General features: G+C 68.0%; 13 protein-coding genes. 4 read left to right on the forward strand and 9 right to left on the reverse strand.

Features of this window, described 5'->3' with window-relative positions:
• Positions 1 to 2: 2 nt before the first annotated feature.
• Positions 3 to 4,844 (forward strand): NAD-glutamate dehydrogenase, encoded by a 4,842-nt coding sequence (locus tag ACV22W_RS12840; protein WP_448019610.1) that lies wholly within the window; start codon positions 3 to 5, stop codon positions 4,842 to 4,844.
• A gap of 25 nt (positions 4,845 to 4,869) precedes the next feature.
• Here ACV22W_RS12840 and ACV22W_RS12845 read toward each other — a convergent pair whose 3' ends face one another.
• From ACV22W_RS12845 to ACV22W_RS12870, 6 genes are all read right to left on the reverse strand, one after another.
• Positions 4,870 to 5,730 carry a class I SAM-dependent methyltransferase gene (locus ACV22W_RS12845; RefSeq protein WP_448019612.1) on the reverse strand — a complete coding sequence of 287 codons (861 nt, stop codon included), beginning with the start codon at positions 5,728 to 5,730 and terminating at the stop codon, positions 4,870 to 4,872.
• A 10-nt stretch (positions 5,731 to 5,740) separates the two neighbouring features.
• Complete coding sequence (locus tag ACV22W_RS12850; RefSeq protein ID WP_448019614.1) at positions 5,741 to 6,091, reverse strand: VOC family protein; 351 nt, start codon at positions 6,089 to 6,091, stop codon at positions 5,741 to 5,743.
• A 1-nt stretch (position 6,092) separates the two neighbouring features.
• Complete coding sequence (locus ACV22W_RS12855; protein WP_448019616.1) at positions 6,093 to 6,269, reverse strand: ribbon-helix-helix domain-containing protein; 177 nt, start codon at positions 6,267 to 6,269, stop codon at positions 6,093 to 6,095.
• Positions 6,270 to 6,369: 100 nt separating this feature from the next.
• A complete protein-coding gene (locus ACV22W_RS12860) occupies positions 6,370 to 7,203 on the reverse strand; it encodes an arylamine N-acetyltransferase family protein (protein ID WP_448019618.1) in 834 nt (277 codons plus the stop codon).
• Between the two features lie 118 nt (positions 7,204 to 7,321).
• Positions 7,322 to 8,014, reverse strand: coding sequence for a hypothetical protein (locus ACV22W_RS12865; protein WP_448019620.1), 693 nt, complete (start codon positions 8,012 to 8,014; stop codon positions 7,322 to 7,324).
• A gap of 246 nt (positions 8,015 to 8,260) precedes the next feature.
• A complete protein-coding gene (locus ACV22W_RS12870; RefSeq protein WP_448019621.1) occupies positions 8,261 to 9,745 on the reverse strand; it encodes an amidase in 1,485 nt (494 codons plus the stop codon).
• Positions 9,746 to 10,152: 407 nt separating this feature from the next.
• Between ACV22W_RS12870 and ACV22W_RS12875 the strand changes: the two genes are divergently transcribed.
• The 3 genes from ACV22W_RS12875 (at position 10,153) to ACV22W_RS12885 (ending at position 12,996) form a co-directional block, all read left to right on the forward strand.
• On the forward strand, positions 10,153 to 10,587 hold the full coding sequence (locus ACV22W_RS12875; protein WP_448019622.1) for a universal stress protein: 435 nt from the start codon (positions 10,153 to 10,155) through the stop codon (positions 10,585 to 10,587).
• 470 nt (positions 10,588 to 11,057) lie between these two features.
• Positions 11,058 to 11,306 (forward strand): adhesin, encoded by a 249-nt coding sequence (locus ACV22W_RS12880; RefSeq protein ID WP_448019624.1) that lies wholly within the window; start codon positions 11,058 to 11,060, stop codon positions 11,304 to 11,306.
• 403 nt (positions 11,307 to 11,709) lie between these two features.
• Positions 11,710 to 12,996 (forward strand): NRAMP family divalent metal transporter, encoded by a 1,287-nt coding sequence (locus ACV22W_RS12885; RefSeq protein ID WP_448019626.1) that lies wholly within the window; start codon positions 11,710 to 11,712, stop codon positions 12,994 to 12,996.
• A 36-nt stretch (positions 12,997 to 13,032) separates the two neighbouring features.
• Here ACV22W_RS12885 and ACV22W_RS12890 read toward each other — a convergent pair whose 3' ends face one another.
• The 3 genes from ACV22W_RS12890 to hcp form a co-directional block, all read right to left on the reverse strand.
• Positions 13,033 to 13,434, reverse strand: a complete 402-nt coding sequence (locus tag ACV22W_RS12890) for a PPC domain-containing DNA-binding protein (RefSeq protein ID WP_448019627.1) — start codon at positions 13,432 to 13,434, stop codon at positions 13,033 to 13,035.
• A 119-nt stretch (positions 13,435 to 13,553) separates the two neighbouring features.
• Positions 13,554 to 14,576, reverse strand: a complete 1,023-nt coding sequence (locus tag ACV22W_RS12895) for a 2Fe-2S iron-sulfur cluster-binding protein (RefSeq protein ID WP_448019628.1) — start codon at positions 14,574 to 14,576, stop codon at positions 13,554 to 13,556.
• 13 nt (positions 14,577 to 14,589) lie between these two features.
• Positions 14,590 to 16,257, reverse strand: coding sequence for a hydroxylamine reductase (gene hcp, locus ACV22W_RS12900; protein ID WP_448019630.1), 1,668 nt, complete (start codon positions 16,255 to 16,257; stop codon positions 14,590 to 14,592).
• Positions 16,258 to 16,319: the final 62 nt, after the last annotated feature.

Raw genomic sequence — 16,319 nt, forward strand, 5'->3', positions numbered from 1 at the left:
CCATGGAAGCGAAGAACGAGGAAGTCGTCGCACACCTGCTCTCCGATGTCGTCGAATTCGCGCGCGGGCGCCTGCCCGAAGCCACGTTCCGGATCGTCGAACCGTTCCTGCGTCATTACTACGATTTCGTCGACGCCGATGATCTGCAGAATCGCAGCATCGCCGACCTCTACGGTGCCGCGATGGCGCACTGGCAGACCGCCCAGAAATTCGTGCCCGGCAGCGAGCGGCTGCGCGTCTACAACCCGATCCTCGAACAGCACGGCTGGCACTCGGACCACACGGTGATCGAGATCGTCAACGACGACATGCCGTTCCTGGTCGACTCGGTGACGATGGCCGTCAATCGCCTCGGGCTCGCGCTGCATTCCGCGCTGCATCCGGTGTTCCGCATCTGGCGCGGCGGCAACGGCGGGATCGAGCGCGTCGACGCCGGTGGCGCAACGCCCGGCGACGGCCAGTCGCAGCTCGCATCGTTCATTCACTTCGAAGTCGACCGTTGCGGCGACGCCGCGCTGCTCGACACGCTGCGCGGCGACATCGCGCGCGTGCTCGGCGACGTGCGCGCGTCGGTCGAGGACTGGCCGAAGATCGTCGACATCGCGCGCGCGACGATCAAGGACATGAAGGCCCGCGAATCCACCGCGGAAGACATCGAGGCGCGCGCGTTCCTCGAATGGATGGCCGCCGATCACTTCACGTTCCTCGGCCAGCGCGACTACGCGCTCGTGTCGGACGGCGCGGGCTTCGGCCTGCGCGGCGTCGAAGGCTCCGGCTTCGGCCTGCTGCGCGAATCGCTGCGCGCACCCGGCACGCCCGACCTGACGCCGCTGCCGCCCGCCGCCGCCGAAATCATCACCGGCCCCTGGCCAATCTTCGTGACCAAGGCGAACTCGCGCGCGACCGTGCATCGCCCCGGCTATCTCGACTATGTCGGCGTCAAACTGGTCGGCGCGGACGGCAAGGTGACCGGCGAACGCCGCTTCATCGGGCTGTATACGTCGACAGCATATTTCGGTTCGTACACCGATATTCCGATCGTGCGCCGCAAATGCGCGAACATCGTGAAGCGTGCGGGGTTCCTGCCGAAGGGACATCTCGGCAAGTCGCTGGTGACGGTGCTCGAAACCTATCCTCGCGACGAACTGTTCCAGGCCGACGAAGACCAGCTCTACGACATCGCGCTCGGCATCCTGCGCCTGCAGGAACACCAGCGCACGCGCCTGTTCGTGCGGCGCGACCGCTTCGACCGCTTCGTGTCGTGCCTCGCGTTCGTGCCGCGCGACAAGTACAACACCGACCTGCGCCGCCGCATCGCGAAGCTGCTCGTCGACGCGTACAACGGCGTGAACGTCGAGTTCACGCCGCTGCTGTCGGAATCGGCGATCGCGCGAATTCATTTCGTCGTCCATGCGGAACCGGGCACGATGCCCGACGTCGACACGCGCGAGCTCGAAACGCGGCTCGTGCAGGTCACGCGCCGCTGGCAGGACGATCTCGCCGACGCGCTGCTCGACGCCTTCGGAGAAGAACAAGGCAACCGCCTCCTGCAGCGCTATGCGGACTCGTTCCCGGCCGGCTATCGCGACGACTACCCGGCGCGCACGGCTGTGCGCGACATCGAACTGATCGAGCGCGTGAAGGAGTCGGGCCAGCTCGCGATGAACCTGTATCGCCCGATCGAGGCCGAGGCGCGCGCGTTCCGCTTCAAGGTGTATCGCGCGGGCGACCCGATCGCGCTGTCGCGCAGCCTGCCGATGCTCGAGCATCTCGGCGTGCGCGTCGACGAGGAGCGGCCGTACCGGATTCAGACGCAGGATGCCGCGCCCGCATGGGTGCACGACTTCGGCCTTGAACTCGCGGACGATACCGAATTCGACATCGAGCGCGTGAAGGGCCTGTTCGAGGACGCGTTCGACCGCATCTGGAGCGGCCGGATCGAGAACGACGATTTCAACCGTCTCGTGTTGCGCGCGCACCTGAGCGCACGCGAGGTCACGATCCTGCGCGCGTATGCGAAATACCTGCGGCAGGTCGGCTCGACCTTCAGCGACGCGTACATCGAGCGCGCGCTGACCGGCAACCCGGCGATCGCACGGCAGCTCGTCGAGCTGTTCCTGCTGCGCTTCGACCCGGCCACCGGCGGCACGCGCGACGTGCAGGTCGAACGCGTGCTGAAGGCGATCGAGACGGCGCTCGACCAGGTCCCCAACCTCGACGAGGACCGGATCCTGCGCCAGTTCCTCGGCGTGATCAACGCGACCGTGCGCACCAACTATTTCCTGCACGACGCGAACGGCGAATCGAAGCCGTATCTGTCGTTCAAGTTCAATCCCGCGAAGGTGCCCGGCCTGCCCGAACCGAAGCCGATGTTCGAGATCTGGGTGTACTCGCCGCGCGTCGAGGGCGTGCACCTGCGCGGCGGGCGCGTCGCGCGCGGCGGGCTGCGCTGGTCCGACCGTCGCGAGGACTTCCGCACCGAGGTGCTCGGGCTGATGAAGGCGCAGATGGTGAAGAACGTCGTGATCGTGCCGGTCGGCTCGAAAGGCGGCTTCGTCGTGAAGAACCCGCCGCCGTCGAGCGATCGCGAAGCGTGGATGCGCGAGGGCATCGCGTGCTACCAGACGTTCCTGCGCGGCCTGCTCGACCTGACCGACAATCTCGCCGGCAACGCAATCGTGCCGCCGCCCGACGTGGTGCGGCACGACCCCGACGATCCGTATCTCGTCGTCGCGGCCGACAAGGGCACGGCCACGTTCTCCGACTACGCGAACGCGATCTCGCACGAATACGGCTTCTGGCTCGACGATGCATTCGCGTCCGGCGGCTCGGTCGGCTACGACCACAAGAAGATGGCGATCACTGCGCGCGGCGCCTGGGAATCGGTGAAGCGGCACTTCCGCGAGATGGGCGTCGACACGCAAACGACCGACTTCACCGTGGTCGGTGTCGGCGACATGTCGGGCGACGTGTTCGGCAACGGAATGCTGCTGTCGCCACATATTCGGCTCGTCGCGGCGTTCGATCACCGGCACGTGTTCCTCGACCCGAACCCCGACCCGGCGACGAGCTTCGCGGAGCGCCAGCGGATGTTCGCGCTCGAACGCTCGAGCTGGGCCGACTACGACACGTCCGTGATCTCGGCGGGCGGCGGCGTCTATCCGCGCACCGCGAAGACGATCCCGCTGTCGCCAGCCGTGCAGGCCGCGCTCGGCATCGATGCGCACGCACTGCCGCCGACCGAGCTGATCCGCGCGATCCTGCAGGCGCCGGTCGACCTGCTGTACAACGGCGGCATCGGCACCTACGTGAAGGCCGCGCGCGAAACCCACCAGCAGGTCGGCGATCGCGCGAACGACGCGGTACGCGTAAACGGTGCGGACCTGCGCTGCAAGGTCGTCGGCGAAGGCGGCAACCTCGGCTGCACGCAGTTCGGCCGCATCGAGTTCGCGCAGCGCGGCGGCCGCATCAACACCGATGCGATCGACAACTCGGCCGGCGTCGATTGTTCGGATCACGAAGTCAACATCAAGATCCTGCTCGGGCTCGTCGTCGCCGACGGCGAGATGACCGAGAAGCAGCGCAATGCCCTGCTTGCGGAAATGACCGATGAAGTCGGGCTGCTCGTGCTGCGCGACAACTACTACCAGACGCAGGCGCTGTCGATCGCGGGCCGCTACGGCGTCGAGCTGCTCGACGCCGAGGCGCGCCTGATGCGCTGGCTCGAACGCGCGGGCCGCCTGAACCGCGTGATCGAGTTCCTGCCGACCGACGACGAGATCGCCGAGCGGCAGGCCGCGAAGCAGGGCCTCACGTCGCCGGAGCGCGCGGTGCTCCTCGCCTACAGCAAGATGTGGCTGTACGACGCGCTGCTCGAATCCGACGTGCCCGAGGATCCGCTCGTCGCCGCGATGCTCGTCGACTATTTCCCGAAGCCGCTGCAGCAGCGCTTCAGCGAACCGATGCATCGCCACCCGCTGCGCCGCGAGATCCTCGCGACGCACCTGACCAACGCGCTCGTCAATCGGGTCGGCTGCGCGTTCGTGCACCGGCTGATGGAAGAAACCGACGCGAAGCCGGGCGACATCGTGCGCGCCTGCCTCATGGCGCGCGACGTGTTCGATCTCGATGCGGTATGGCGCGACATCGACGCACTCGACAACCGCGTCGCCGACGACGTGCAGGCGCGCATGTTCGTCGACGTCGCGCGGCTGCTGGAACGCGCGGCGTTGTGGTTCCTGCGGCAGCTGCAGTCGGGCGCGGTGGCCGACGGCGGCATCGCCGGACTGATCGCGCGCTGCCGCGACGCGGTGCAGCGCATCGCGCCGCAATTGCCGTCGCTGCTGCCGGCCGACGATCTGGAAGCGCTGTCCGAGCGGCAGCGCGTGCTGGTCGATGCCGGCGTCGACAGCGCGCTCGCGGTGCGCGTCGCGAGCGGCGACATCTCCGCCGCGCTGCTCGACATCGCCGAAGTGGCTGCGACCTGCGATCGCAGCCTCGAACTGGTCGCGGGCGTCTACTTCTCGCTCGGCACGCTGCTGAACTACGGGTGGATCGGCGAACGCGCGGCCACGCTGCCGACCCCGACGCACTGGGACATGCTGGCGCGCGCGGCCGCGCTCGCGGAAGTCGCGCGGCTCAAGCGCACGCTCGCCACCAGCGCGCTCGCGGAATCGGCCGACTCGACCGCGCCCGAGACGATCGTCCATTCGTGGCGCGAGCGCCGCGAAGCCGCGCTGCAGCGCTACGAGCACCTGCTCGCCGACCTGCGCGCTTCGGGCGGCGCGAGCCTCGCGGTGCTGCTGGTGGTCGTGCGCGAGATGGCCGTGCTCGAACGCGCGTGACGGGTGACCCCGGGTCGCGCCGGGATCACACCGTCGCGACGAGCAACTCTTCCGCGTTGTCCGGCGGGCGCAGGCCGTCTGTGCGATCGGCGAAGTAGCGACGTGCAAGCTCCGCGGCCGACACGTGCTCGGCCCGCGCGAAGCCGGCCTCCGTCGCGAGCATGCGGATCTCCGCCGGCATGAAGAAGCTGATGAACGGCGTGCCGCTCGCGCGCGCGCCTTTCGCGGCCATTTCGAGCCCCGGACGCACGTCCGGATCGGCAAGCTCAAGCGGCAGCAGGAACGTCATCGCGAACGTCGAACCCGGCGCGAGCGACGCGACTTCGCGCAACGCCGCCGCATTCGCGTCGCGCGTCAGGTACATGCTGACGCCGGTGGACACGACGACGGCCGGCTTGCCCGGATCGAAGCCCGCGCGCACGAGCCCGTCGCGCCAAGATTGCTTCGCCTCGAAATCGACTGGCACGAACCGCAACCAGTCCGGCACGCCGAAGCCGAGCTCGGTCAGCCGGCGACGCTTCCACGCCTGCGGCGCGGGCGGATCCACCTCGAAGACAGTCAGGCGCGACGCCATCCCGGGCCGCCGCTGCACGAAGCTGTCGAGGCCCGCGCCGAGGATCACGTACTGGCTCACGCCCCGCGCGGCCTGCTCGATGACGAGATCCTCGATGAAGCGCGCCCGCGCGACGATCGATGCGCGAAACGGCCGCGTGAACCGTGGATCCATGTCGCCGCGCTGCTGCCAGCCGGGCGCGGGCGCGAGCAGGCGCAGGCCGACTTCGTCGGCGAGCACGTGTGGCGGCGCATCGAGTTCGACGTGCAGCGCGCGCCACAGCGCGACGCGTGCGGCGGTGCTGTCGGGGGCGTCATGATGGAGGTCGGTCATTGCCGCAGCCTCATGCGCTCGGCTTGCCCGGTGCCTGAAGGCGCCAGACGCGGCCGTCGGGATCACGCACGGTCATGTCGCGCGTGCCCCAGTGCGTATCCTCGAACGGCGTGACCACGTCGACGATCGGCTGCGGCCGGACCGCCTGCTCGTCGGGCACCTTCAGCACGACCTGCATGTCCGGCGTCTCGCCGGCCGGCACTTCGGCGATGAACAGAAACGGGCCGTCGCCATTTCTCAGCCGGCCCGAGTTGTGATCGGTTTCGAATTCCAGCGTGAAGCCCAGCGCCTGGAAGAACTTCGCGGACTTGCCCCAGTTGTGCGTCGTCAGGTACACGGCTTCGATTCGCTCGGATGACATGTCACTCCTCCGTGGTGGACGGGCCGGCCCCCGACTGCGGAGCCGCCAGATACGCGCGCAATGCGTCGGCCACCAGCGCGGACAGCGACTGCTCCGTTTCGATGGCGCGATGCTTGACCTGCCGGATCAGGCTCAGCGGCAGATACACGTTGAATTGCTTCACTTCTTCGTCGGTCATGCGAACTAGTATGCTAGCAACCTAGCAAATGTCAATCAGGAAACCGGAACCGGCGGCGCGGCGGACATCGGCGCCCGCCCACGCCGCCGCTCCAACGTGTTTATATCGAGTTCGCCCGCGCCGCCACCCGCGCGAACAGCGCATCGAGATCGAAGCCGGTCGTATCGATGCCGATCGTGTCGCGCAGGCACGCGCCCCACGCGGCCGCGTCGTCGAAGGTGACGGTGCGCCCCGCGCCCGCCGCGTCGCGCAGCGTCAGCACGGTGTTGAACAGCGCCGCGCGGCCGTCTGGCAGCACGCGGCAGGCAATCAGGTCGTTCACGAAAATCGATTCGGGATAGGTCGACGTGAACCAGTTCGCGGCGTCGTAATCGATCCACTCGGCCGGTTTCAGCGAGAAGCGGTAAGTCGTCTGCCAGCCGTCGGGGATCTCGAACTGCATGTCGAACTCGCCGTCGACCGGCGCGCCGACGACACGAAACGCGCCGTGCGGCGTCATCTGCCGCTCACCCGGCACGAAGCGCAGCGGCGCGGTCAGCGTCGCGCTGCCGAAGCCGATGTCCGCGAGCCACCCCGCGCCGTCGAGATCGATGCGCAGCAGCATGTGCGTCTGCGCGGTGACGATCTCGGGCGGCCGCATCCAGCGCACGCGCGCGATCAGCGGCGTCACGCGAAAACCGATCGTCGTGAGCGCGGTGTAGAAGAGCTTGTTGAGTTCGAAGCAGTAGCCGCCGCGGCGGCGCCCGACCACCTTGTCGACGATCGCGGGCAGGTCGAGCGCGACACGCGCGCCGGTCAGCGGATTGAGGTTTTCGAACGGAATCGCCTGCGGGTGCAGCAAATGCAGCCGGCGCAGCACGTCGAGCGTCGGCTCGGCCGGGCCGTCGTAGCCGATGCGGGCGAAATAGCGCGGGAGGTCGAACGAGTCAGTCATGAACCGGCACCGGGAACGGGGAACACGCAACGATAGCATCGCGCGATATCCCCATGTTGTGCAGGGCCATCCCGGATCCGCGCGCGCCGCCGGCACCGCGGCGCGGTTCGCGGCAACGTTACGGCAGCAGCTTCAGCGCGGACGACGCGACCGCCGGCACCGAAATGCCCTGGCTCGTCGCGAACTGCACGGCCTGGCTGAGCGTCGACGCGAGCGACTGCAACTGGCCCGGCGCGCTTTGCGCGATATACGACGCGGCCTGCATGTTCTGCGGATTCAGGCCAGACTGCAGCAGCGATGCGGCGCTGGTCGAACCGAGATTGCCGAGCCCCGACTGCAGTTGCGAATACTGCGTGAGGCCCTGGCCGAGCGATGCGAGGCCGTTGCTGAACGCCTGCTTGTCGATCGGGCCGTGCGTCGCGCCGCCGCTCGCGAACGCCTGGCCGAGCGCCTGCGACACCGACTGCTGCGCGCCGCCCATCTGCGACAGCGCGGCCGGCGTCAACGCGTTGCCGCCACCGAGCAGGCTGGCGGCCTGCTGCGCCTGCCCGGCCGCGCCGGTAAGCCCCATCGCCGACGCGAGCGACGACTGGCCGGCCAGCACCTGCTGATTCGCGCCGACGTATGCCTGCATGAGCTGCGCGACGCCGCCCTGCGCGGGTGCGGCCTGTTGCTGCCCGCCGCCGACCAGCGCCGAGCCGATCGATTGCAGGTCGAGCTGCGCATGCGCGGCGCCGTTGGCGCCCAGCAAGATGCCGAGTGCGATGCCCGCCGATGCCAGCTGCTTGCCCGTCACGCGAATATGCTTCATCTGTTTGCCTCGTGCCCGAATGATTGAGGCCGATATTGTCGAAGCGCGTCGCGCGCCGCCGCAACGACTGAAACACATCGAAACGAAATCGCGCGCCGCGGCCGCTTGCAATTCCGCGGCCGTCCCGACTCGCCGCGCGCATTCGTCGGCGTTTGCCGCGCGATGCCGGGCACGCGTCCGGATTCGTTCCTTTTCCGCATCAATAGCGCTTGTTTCGGGAATCCGCGATCGACGCCGCGGCACGCATCACGCCGCCATCCACGCCGGCAGACGCTGGTCGACCCAGTCGGCCGCCTGCTCGTAGCCGCGCGCGAGCTGCAGCACCGCGAGGTCCGCTCGCGGCCGGCCGATCAGTTGCATCCCCATCGGCAGGCCCGCGTCGTTGAAGCCGACCGGCACGCTGATCACGGGGCAGCCGGCCAGCGTCCACGGCACGACCGTTTCCATCCAGCGGTGGTAAGTGTCCATCTCGCGGCCCGCGATTTCCTTCGGCCAGCGCTGCTCGACGTCGAACGGGAACACCTGCGCGGTCGGTGCCGCGATGAAGTCGTAGCGGTCGAAGAAGTTCAGCACCGCCTGGTGCCACGCGGTGCGCTCGACGCTCGCGTCGAATACCTCGGCACCCTGCATCGCGAGCAGCCCTTCGACCTCGAAGATCGCCTCGGGCTTCAGCAGCGCGCGCCGTGACGGATCGCGATAGTGCGCAAGCAGCCCGCCACCGGACAACAGATGCCGATGCGTGAGCCACAAACGCCAGATGCGTTCCGGTGCGAACGCCGGCAGCGCCGCATCGACGTCGCAGCCGATCTCGCGCAGCGTCGCGAGGCCCTTTTCGCACTGCGCGAGCACGCCCGGCTCGGTCGCGAGATAACCGTTCCAGTCGCCGACCCACGCGATGCGCTCGCCGCTCAGGTCCTTGTCGAGGGGCTTCGCAAACACGGCCGGATCCTCCGCGAGCGACAGCGGATCGTTCGGGTCGTAGCCGGCCTGAATCGCGAGCAGCTGCGCGACGTCGCCGACCGTGCGGCCCATCGGCCCTTCGATGCCGAGCTGCTGCATGAACACGTCGACGCCCGGCCAGCGCGGCACGCGGCCCTGCGACGGCCGGAACCCGTAGATGTTGCAGAACGCGGCCGGATTGCGCAGCGAGCCGCCGAAGTCGCTGCCGTCCGCGACGGGCAGCATGCGCGCGGCAAGCGCCGCCGCCGTGCCGCCGCTGCTGCCGCCGGCGCTCTTCGTCAGGTCGTACGGATTGCGTGTCGCGCCGTGGATTTCGTTGAACGTATGCGAGCCGAGGCCGAATTCCGGCGTGTTGGTCTTGCCGATGAAGATCGCGCCCGCCGCACGCAATCGACCGACGCCGACCGAGTCGGCCTGCGGCACGTTATCGCGGAAGATCGGCGAGCCGTAGGTCGTCCGCAGCCCTTTGGTCATCGCGAGATCCTTCGGCGCCTGCGGCATCCCGTGCAGCCAGCCGTGATACTCGCCGCGGGCCAGCGCGGCGTCCTTTTCCGCGGCTTCGGCGAGCAGCACGGCGCGGTCGCGCAGCGAGACCAGCGCGTTCACCGCGTCGTTCACGCGCTCGATGTGATCGAGATAGGCACGCATCGTCTCGACGCACGAAACCGCCTTGCCGTGGATCGCCGACGCGAGCTCGCCGGCCGACAGACGAACGATCGGGTCGACGGTGATGGAAGCGGGAGCGAGAAGCTGCGGGGCGCCGTGCGGCATGCGAGGTCTCCTGGAACCGGGATGGAATGGCGGGCCGCATGGTGGCGCCGGCGGCCCGTCCCGAAAGGCCGGCAAGACGCCGGGATGTCACGGGGAAGAGGCCGCGCCGCGGTCGATGCTCTACTCTACGCGACGCCGGATGCTCGACCTCCGATATTTTCCGCCGCGATTCATTGAGGATTCGACTAAATCGGCGGGGGGTGCCGCTCGACTGCCAGCGTCGGGCTGACGACCGGCCGATTGGTGTAAACGTTTATGCGCATAAACCTAAATTTCTTATATTTCTAATAGGCGCAACACGAGGCGACGGACGTTGACGACATTTTTACGCGGCCGCCCGATCTCTTTAGGTCGCGCGATCCGGCGGCGCACTACGCTGGGAACATCTCGACTACGGGGCATTTTCCATGCTCAAACTGCTGGTTCCGGTCGGACATTCACCCCGCTCGCTGCAGGCCGTCCGCCACGCCACCTTCCTGTATCACGAACGCTGTGCATCCGAGATCGTGCTGATCAACGTGCAGGCGCCGCTCGAGGCGACGCGCCTCGAGGCGTTTCACCCGCTGTCGCGGCTACAGTCGATCGAGGACAGGTTCGCGTGCGACGATCTGGCGATGGCGGAGCGGGTGTTGCGGGAAGCGGGTGTCCAGTACAGCATCGTGAAGAAGGTCGGGCCGGTGGCCGACACGATCGCGGCCGTCGCGGCCGAGACCGGCTGCGACGAAATCGTCGTCGTCGCGCCGCGGCAGGATCCGTTTCACGCGATGCTGTCGATGTTCCGTCGCAGCGTGATGGACCGGCTCGTGCGGATCTCGAATGTGCCGGTGACGGCAGTGCGATGAACGGTGCGGCGCTTACTTGATGACCTTGCGCCAGAACACAAGATAGGCCGCGGCGGAAGATGCAATCAGCAGAATGGCCCACATCGGCGCGAGACTGATCAGGACGGAAGAGACGTTAAGCATTTGGATTCCTCACTATTTCGATAACGATGTTCGGCACGTACCAGCTGCGTTCGGAGCCGCTGCGCCCATCGCTTGCCGCGCTCCGCGCTCCGTTGAAACATGCATTCATGCTATCGCTTTGACTGCCGGCGCGACCGTCTCGCCCTGCCCCTACCCTGACATTCGTCAAACTCGCGTCAATCGCGCGCCGGTGCGGCCGGCCACCGCTCCTTTTCTCGTTCGCGTGGGAAAAAAACGGGATGCGAGCGCCGCGGCCTGCCGCCATTTCCGCAGACGTTTACCGGGGGAAGCCCCAAGTGCTTCCCGAAACGTGTCCGCGTTACGCTTGGGTAACAAGGAGACGAATCATGAGACGAGTGGTGCACATCGCCTTTTTCGCGCTGCTGGCCTATCTGATCGGCGATCGGGCACTGCTGCACGCGCAAGGCCGCGACGCCAGCCCGATGGCGTGCTCGCAGGGCGCCCAGCAGGTGAAATACGACGCGCTCAGCCGCGGCTTCGGCAACGCGGCCGCCAGCAGCCAGAGCGAGGCGTTCATGTCCGGCTGCCTGGTGACCGGTCGCGGCAATCGGGATGTTGCGACGGCGGCTCGCTGACGCCGAACGGGCGCGCCCCGGCCGGTTGCGCTCATGCCGGGCCCCCGACCCGGCGACGACCACGCCCAGTGCTTTCGGTCTTTTGAATTCCCACCGCCGGCGCTGACGGGCCGCCGATAGCCGCCGATATGCGGTCAATCCGTCGCTCGATGCAACCGTCGAGCGGACGATGCGGCACGCCGAGCACGCCAAGGCGTTGACGCCAGCGCTCATTACCCCTGCCGCGTCCCTGCGCCGCAGTCCGGCCGCACGCGTTCACGCGCGCAGTCCGTATTCCCCCGCCTCCCCGCTTCCAAGAACGGCCCGGCCGGTTTTCTGCGGCGCCGCGTTCGGCATTCGAAACGCATCGCCCGGCCGGGCACGCCGATTGCGGCTCGATTGCTCCTCCTAACGTGCCGCCGACATGAACGACAATGAGTCCCTCGGTACCGCGCAGCCTCGTCCGCGCGCGGCAACGTGGCTCCGGCGCCTCGGGCCGGGCCTCGTCACCGGTGCCGCCGACGACGATCCGTCAGGCATCGGAACATATTCGCAGGCGGGCGCGCAGTTCGGACTCGAACTGCTCTGGTCATTGTTGCTGACCTATCCGCTGATGACGGCGATCCAGCTGGTCAGCGCGCGCATCGGCCGCGTGACGGGCAAGGGCCTCGCGTCGAACATGCGCGCGCACTATCCGCCATGGCTGCTCTACGGCGCCGTGGCATTGCTGTTGATCGCGAACGTGATCAACATCGCGGCTGACTTGTCGGCCATGGGCGCGGCGGTCAATCTTCTGCTGCATGGCCCTCAGGAACTCTATGTCGTCTGCCTGGGCGGCGTGTCGGTCGTGCTGCAGATTTTCGTGCCGTACGACCGCTATGCGCGTCTGCTCAAATGGATCGCGCTGGTCCTGCTCGCGTATGTCGCGGTGGCGCTCATCGTGCCCGTCCATTGGGGCGACGTCGGCCGCGCGATCGTGCGGCCGCATATCCAGTTCACCGCCCCCTATCTGACCACGGTCATCGCGGTGCTCGGCACCACGATCAGCCCATATCTGTTTTTCTGGCAGGCGTCGCAGGAAGTCGAGGAGTTGCATGCGGAGCCGAGCCAGCACGCATTGCGGCGCGCACCGCATCAGGCACCCGCGCAGTTGCGGCGAATCAGCTTCGATACCTGGGTCGGCATGGGCGTATCGAACGTCATTGCGTTCTTCATCACGCTGACGGCAGCGGCCACGCTCAACATGCACCACATCGAAGTGAAGACGTCCGCCGACGCCGCGCGCGCGCTCGAGCCCATTGCCGGGCACTTCGCGTACATCCTGTTTGCGCTCGGGATCGTCGGCACCGGCCTGCTGGCGTTGCCGGTGCTCGCCGGCTCGGCCGCCTATGCGGCCGCGGGCAGCTTTCGCTGGCGCAACAGCCTCGCGCTGCGGCTCGGCGTCGCGCCCGAATTCTATGCGGTGATCGCCTTGGCGATCGTCGGCGGCGTCGCGATCACGTTCATGCATTTCGACCCGATCCGCGCGCTCTACTGGAGTGCGGTCATCAACGGCGTGACCGCCGTTCCGATCATGGTCGTGATGATGCTGATGGCCGGCAGCCGACGCATCATGGGCAAGTTTGCCGTGACGGGCGCGCTGGCGTGGGGCGGCTGGGCCGCGACGCTCGCGATGGCGATCGCGGCGATGGGGGTGTTCGTGCCGGGGTAAGCCGCATCGGTCACGTGCGCCGGACCGTGCGCACGATCAACCGGACTCCAGACGAATCACCAGCTCGTTGAACCCGGTCCCTGCATCGGGTTCACGGGAGAAACGATGTGCGGGCAACAGCACGAGCAGGATCTCGGCGGTCGTCCGCACCACGCAGCCGCTCGCGACATGTCCGCCCGATACGCGGCCGTTCGCGTCGGACACCGACATATGAAGATGCGCGCCGTCCGGCGAGACTGAACCGGCCAGCGTCAGGATCTCGAGGTCGCCGCGCAGTTCGGTCGGCGCGTCGACGCCGGCAAAGCGAAGCTGCGCGACATTCAGGCTGCCGATCCCCTGGATCACGAATGCCGCGTGTGCGTCGAGCCGACGCAACGCCTGCTCGATCGACGCGCGCAGATCGTCACCGGGGGAAAGACGCAGAGGATGGGCTTGCATGGTGGATAACCTGCTGGTGTGCCGGGGTATCGACAAAGAGTACGTTCGACCGCGCCATCCGGCAAGCCGCTCGTCGGATGGGCACCGCGCCCGCGTCACCGCGACGCGCGGCACGCGCTTCACACGGTGAATCGCTCGCTCGCGAATTGCGCATCCGGCACGCCGGCCGCAACGGCAACTTCCCGTGCGCGCTCGACGAGCGGCGGCGGCCCGCATACGTACACATCCGGCAGCATTTCGGCCTGAGCGAGCGCCGCGCGCAACGCATCGACCGGCGTCCCGCGGAACCCGGCCCATTCCGTCCCCGGCCGCCATACGCACAAGTCGACCCGCAGTTGCGGCAACTCGGCCTGCAATCTCTCCAGCTCGTCGAGCATGAACAGTTCGCTTTCCTCATTGACGCCGAAGAACAGACGCGCGTCGCCGATCTCCTGATACTCGGCCATGCGCCTCAGCATCGACAGGACCGGCGCCAGCCCCGTGCCGCCCGCGACGAACCAGGGCGGCCGCAGGCTGTCCGCGAACAGGCCGAATCCGCCCATCGGCACGCGCACGGTCAGCGGGTCACCGTGCCGCGCGCGCTCGCGCAGATAAGTCGAGAACGAGCCGCCCGGCCGCAGCCGGATCAGGAATTCCAGGCGGCCGTCCCAGTTGCTCGTATTCGCGAGCGAATATGGCCGGCGCAAACCGCTACCCGGCACCTCCAGTTCCGCGAACTGGCCGGCTTCGAACTCCGCGGCTGCGCCGAACGCGTCGTCGGGCTCGATCTGCAGCTCGACGCGCAGCGTGTCCCGCGCGATGGTATCGAGCGCCGCGATCCGCGCGGTACGCACGGGCACCGGCTTCAGCAGCACCTTGGAGCCGTCGTACGGCACGGCGACCCGCAGATCGCCGCGTGGCGTCGTCCTGCACAGCAACACCGCGCCGGGCCGGCCGGCCGGCAATGCGTCGGCGCTGTGGTCCCGCATCTCGTACGGGCCGTCGACGACGGTCGCCTGGCAGGCGCCGCAGCTGCCGCGCCGGCATTGCGACGGCAGCGTGATGTCTGCCTCCGCCGCCGCCGCGAGCAGATCCTGGCCGGGCTCGCAGTCGAAGCCGAACGGCGCACCGTCGCGCGTCGTGATCTCGATCCGGTAGCTCATCGGACGATCCCGTTCATGCTGCCTTGCGCGCGAGCGCCGCGGCCAGATCCGTGCCCGCCTCGCCGATCGGCTGGATTCCGAACTGATCGACCAGTACCGCGAGCACGCCGGGCGTGATGAACGCCGGCAGCGACGGCCCGAGCCGGATGTTGCGGATGCCGAGCGCGAGCAGCGTCAGCAGCACCGCGGCCGCCTTCTGTTCGAACCACGAGATCACGAGCGACAGCGGCAGGTCGTTCACGCCACATTCGAACGCATCGGCGAGCGCGGTCGCGATCCGGATCGCGGAATAGCTGTCGTTGCACTGCCCGACGTCGAGCAGCCGCGGAATGCCGCCGATATCGCCGAACGCGTGCCGGTTGAACCGGTACTTGTTGCAGCCGAGGGTCATCACGACCGTGTCGTCGGGTGCCTGTTCCGCGAACTCGGTGTAGTAGTTGCGGCCCGGCGCCGCGCCGTCGCAGCCGCCGATCAGGAAGAAGTGGCGGATCTGCCCTGCCTTCACCGCGTCGATCACCTTGTCCGCGACGCCCAGCACCGCATGCCGGCCAAACCCGACCGTGATCGTCTCCTCCGGCGCGGTGGCCGGGAACCCGGGCAGTGCCTGAGCGGCACGAATCAGCATCGAGAAATCGTGATGCTCGAGATGGCGCACGCCGGGCCAGCCGACCGGCCCGGTCGTGAAGATCCGCTGCCGGTATTGCGGCAATGGCTCGATGATGCAGTTGGACGTCATCAGGATCGGCCCGGGGAAATGCGCGAAATCGCTCTGCTGATCCTGCCACGCGCCGCCGTAGTTGCCCGCCAGATGCGGGAATGCCTTCAGCGTCGGATACGCGTGAGCCGGCAGCACTTCGCCGTGCGTATAGACCTGGATGCCGGTGCCCGCCGTCTGTTCGAGCAACGCATGCAGATCGCCGAGATCGTGGCCTGACACGAGGATCGCCTTGCCGGCCACCGGCGACACGCGCACGGCGGTCGGCTGTTGCGCACCGAAGCGGCCGGTGTTCGCGTTGTCGAGCAGTTCCATCACCGTCAGGTTCAGCCGGCCGAGCTCGAGCGCCTGCGCGAGCAACGCGTTGACGTCGTCGGGGTCGCTCGCGAGAAACGCGAGCGCCGCTTCGACGCCCGCGTAAACGTCGTCGCGTTCGTAGCCGAGGACCTTCGCATGATGCGCATACGCGCACACGCCCTTCAGCCCGTACAGCACCAGCGCACGCAGCCCGATGATATCGGCACCCACCGTGTCTAGGCCCGCAGCGATGCCGACGCGCGTCGCCTGCTTCAGCAAGCCGGCCAGATCATCCGCCGGCTGCCACGCGGCGGGCCCCGTCAGCACCGGCACGGCCGTGCCCGCGGCCCGTGCGTGCGCTTCGCACGCGGCCTTCACGCGATCGCGTGTCTGCGCCGCTTCGCGCAGCAGTGCGACGAAGCGCGCCGCATGGAAGTTCACGTTGGTCAGCGTGGTGAACATCGCGTACAGCACGAAGCGGTCGGCCTCACGGTCGGGCTCGCCCATCGTGCGCGCGATCGCGGCGTACTGCGCGATGCCCTTCACCGCATGAACCAGCAGGTCCTGCAGATCGGCCGTCGTCTCGTCCTTGCCGCAGTTGCCCTTCGCCGATGCGCAGCCGGGCCGTGCGCCGGTCCGGTCGGTCTGTTCGCATTGATAGCAAAACACGGTGCTCTCCTTTCTCGATCATGGGGGGCGCGGGTCGGCGCGAACGACGGCGGGAAGCGTGT

This window comes from Burkholderia sp. AW49-1 (assembly GCF_053427845.1).

What these genes read in the sequence shown, in the direction of transcription:
- ACV22W_RS12840 (WP_448019610.1), top strand. Translation starts at nt 3, where the DNA reads ATGGAAGCGAAGAACGAGGAAGTCGTCGCACACCTGCTCTCCGATGTC.
- ACV22W_RS12845 (WP_448019612.1), bottom strand. Translation starts at nt 5,730, where the DNA reads ATGACCGACCTCCATCATGACGCCCCCGACAGCACCGCCGCACGCGTC.
- ACV22W_RS12850 (WP_448019614.1), bottom strand. Translation starts at nt 6,091, where the DNA reads ATGTCATCCGAGCGAATCGAAGCCGTGTACCTGACGACGCACAACTGG.
- ACV22W_RS12855 (WP_448019616.1), bottom strand. Translation starts at nt 6,269, where the DNA reads ATGACCGACGAAGAAGTGAAGCAATTCAACGTGTATCTGCCGCTGAGC.
- ACV22W_RS12860 (WP_448019618.1), bottom strand. Translation starts at nt 7,203, where the DNA reads ATGACTGACTCGTTCGACCTCCCGCGCTATTTCGCCCGCATCGGCTAC.
- ACV22W_RS12865 (WP_448019620.1), bottom strand. Translation starts at nt 8,014, where the DNA reads ATGAAGCATATTCGCGTGACGGGCAAGCAGCTGGCATCGGCGGGCATC.
- ACV22W_RS12870 (WP_448019621.1), bottom strand. Translation starts at nt 9,745, where the DNA reads ATGCCGCACGGCGCCCCGCAGCTTCTCGCTCCCGCTTCCATCACCGTC.
- ACV22W_RS12875 (WP_448019622.1), top strand. Translation starts at nt 10,153, where the DNA reads ATGCTCAAACTGCTGGTTCCGGTCGGACATTCACCCCGCTCGCTGCAG.
- ACV22W_RS12880 (WP_448019624.1), top strand. Translation starts at nt 11,058, where the DNA reads ATGAGACGAGTGGTGCACATCGCCTTTTTCGCGCTGCTGGCCTATCTG.
- ACV22W_RS12885 (WP_448019626.1), top strand. Translation starts at nt 11,710, where the DNA reads ATGAACGACAATGAGTCCCTCGGTACCGCGCAGCCTCGTCCGCGCGCG.
- ACV22W_RS12890 (WP_448019627.1), bottom strand. Translation starts at nt 13,434, where the DNA reads ATGCAAGCCCATCCTCTGCGTCTTTCCCCCGGTGACGATCTGCGCGCG.
- ACV22W_RS12895 (WP_448019628.1), bottom strand. Translation starts at nt 14,576, where the DNA reads ATGAGCTACCGGATCGAGATCACGACGCGCGACGGTGCGCCGTTCGGC.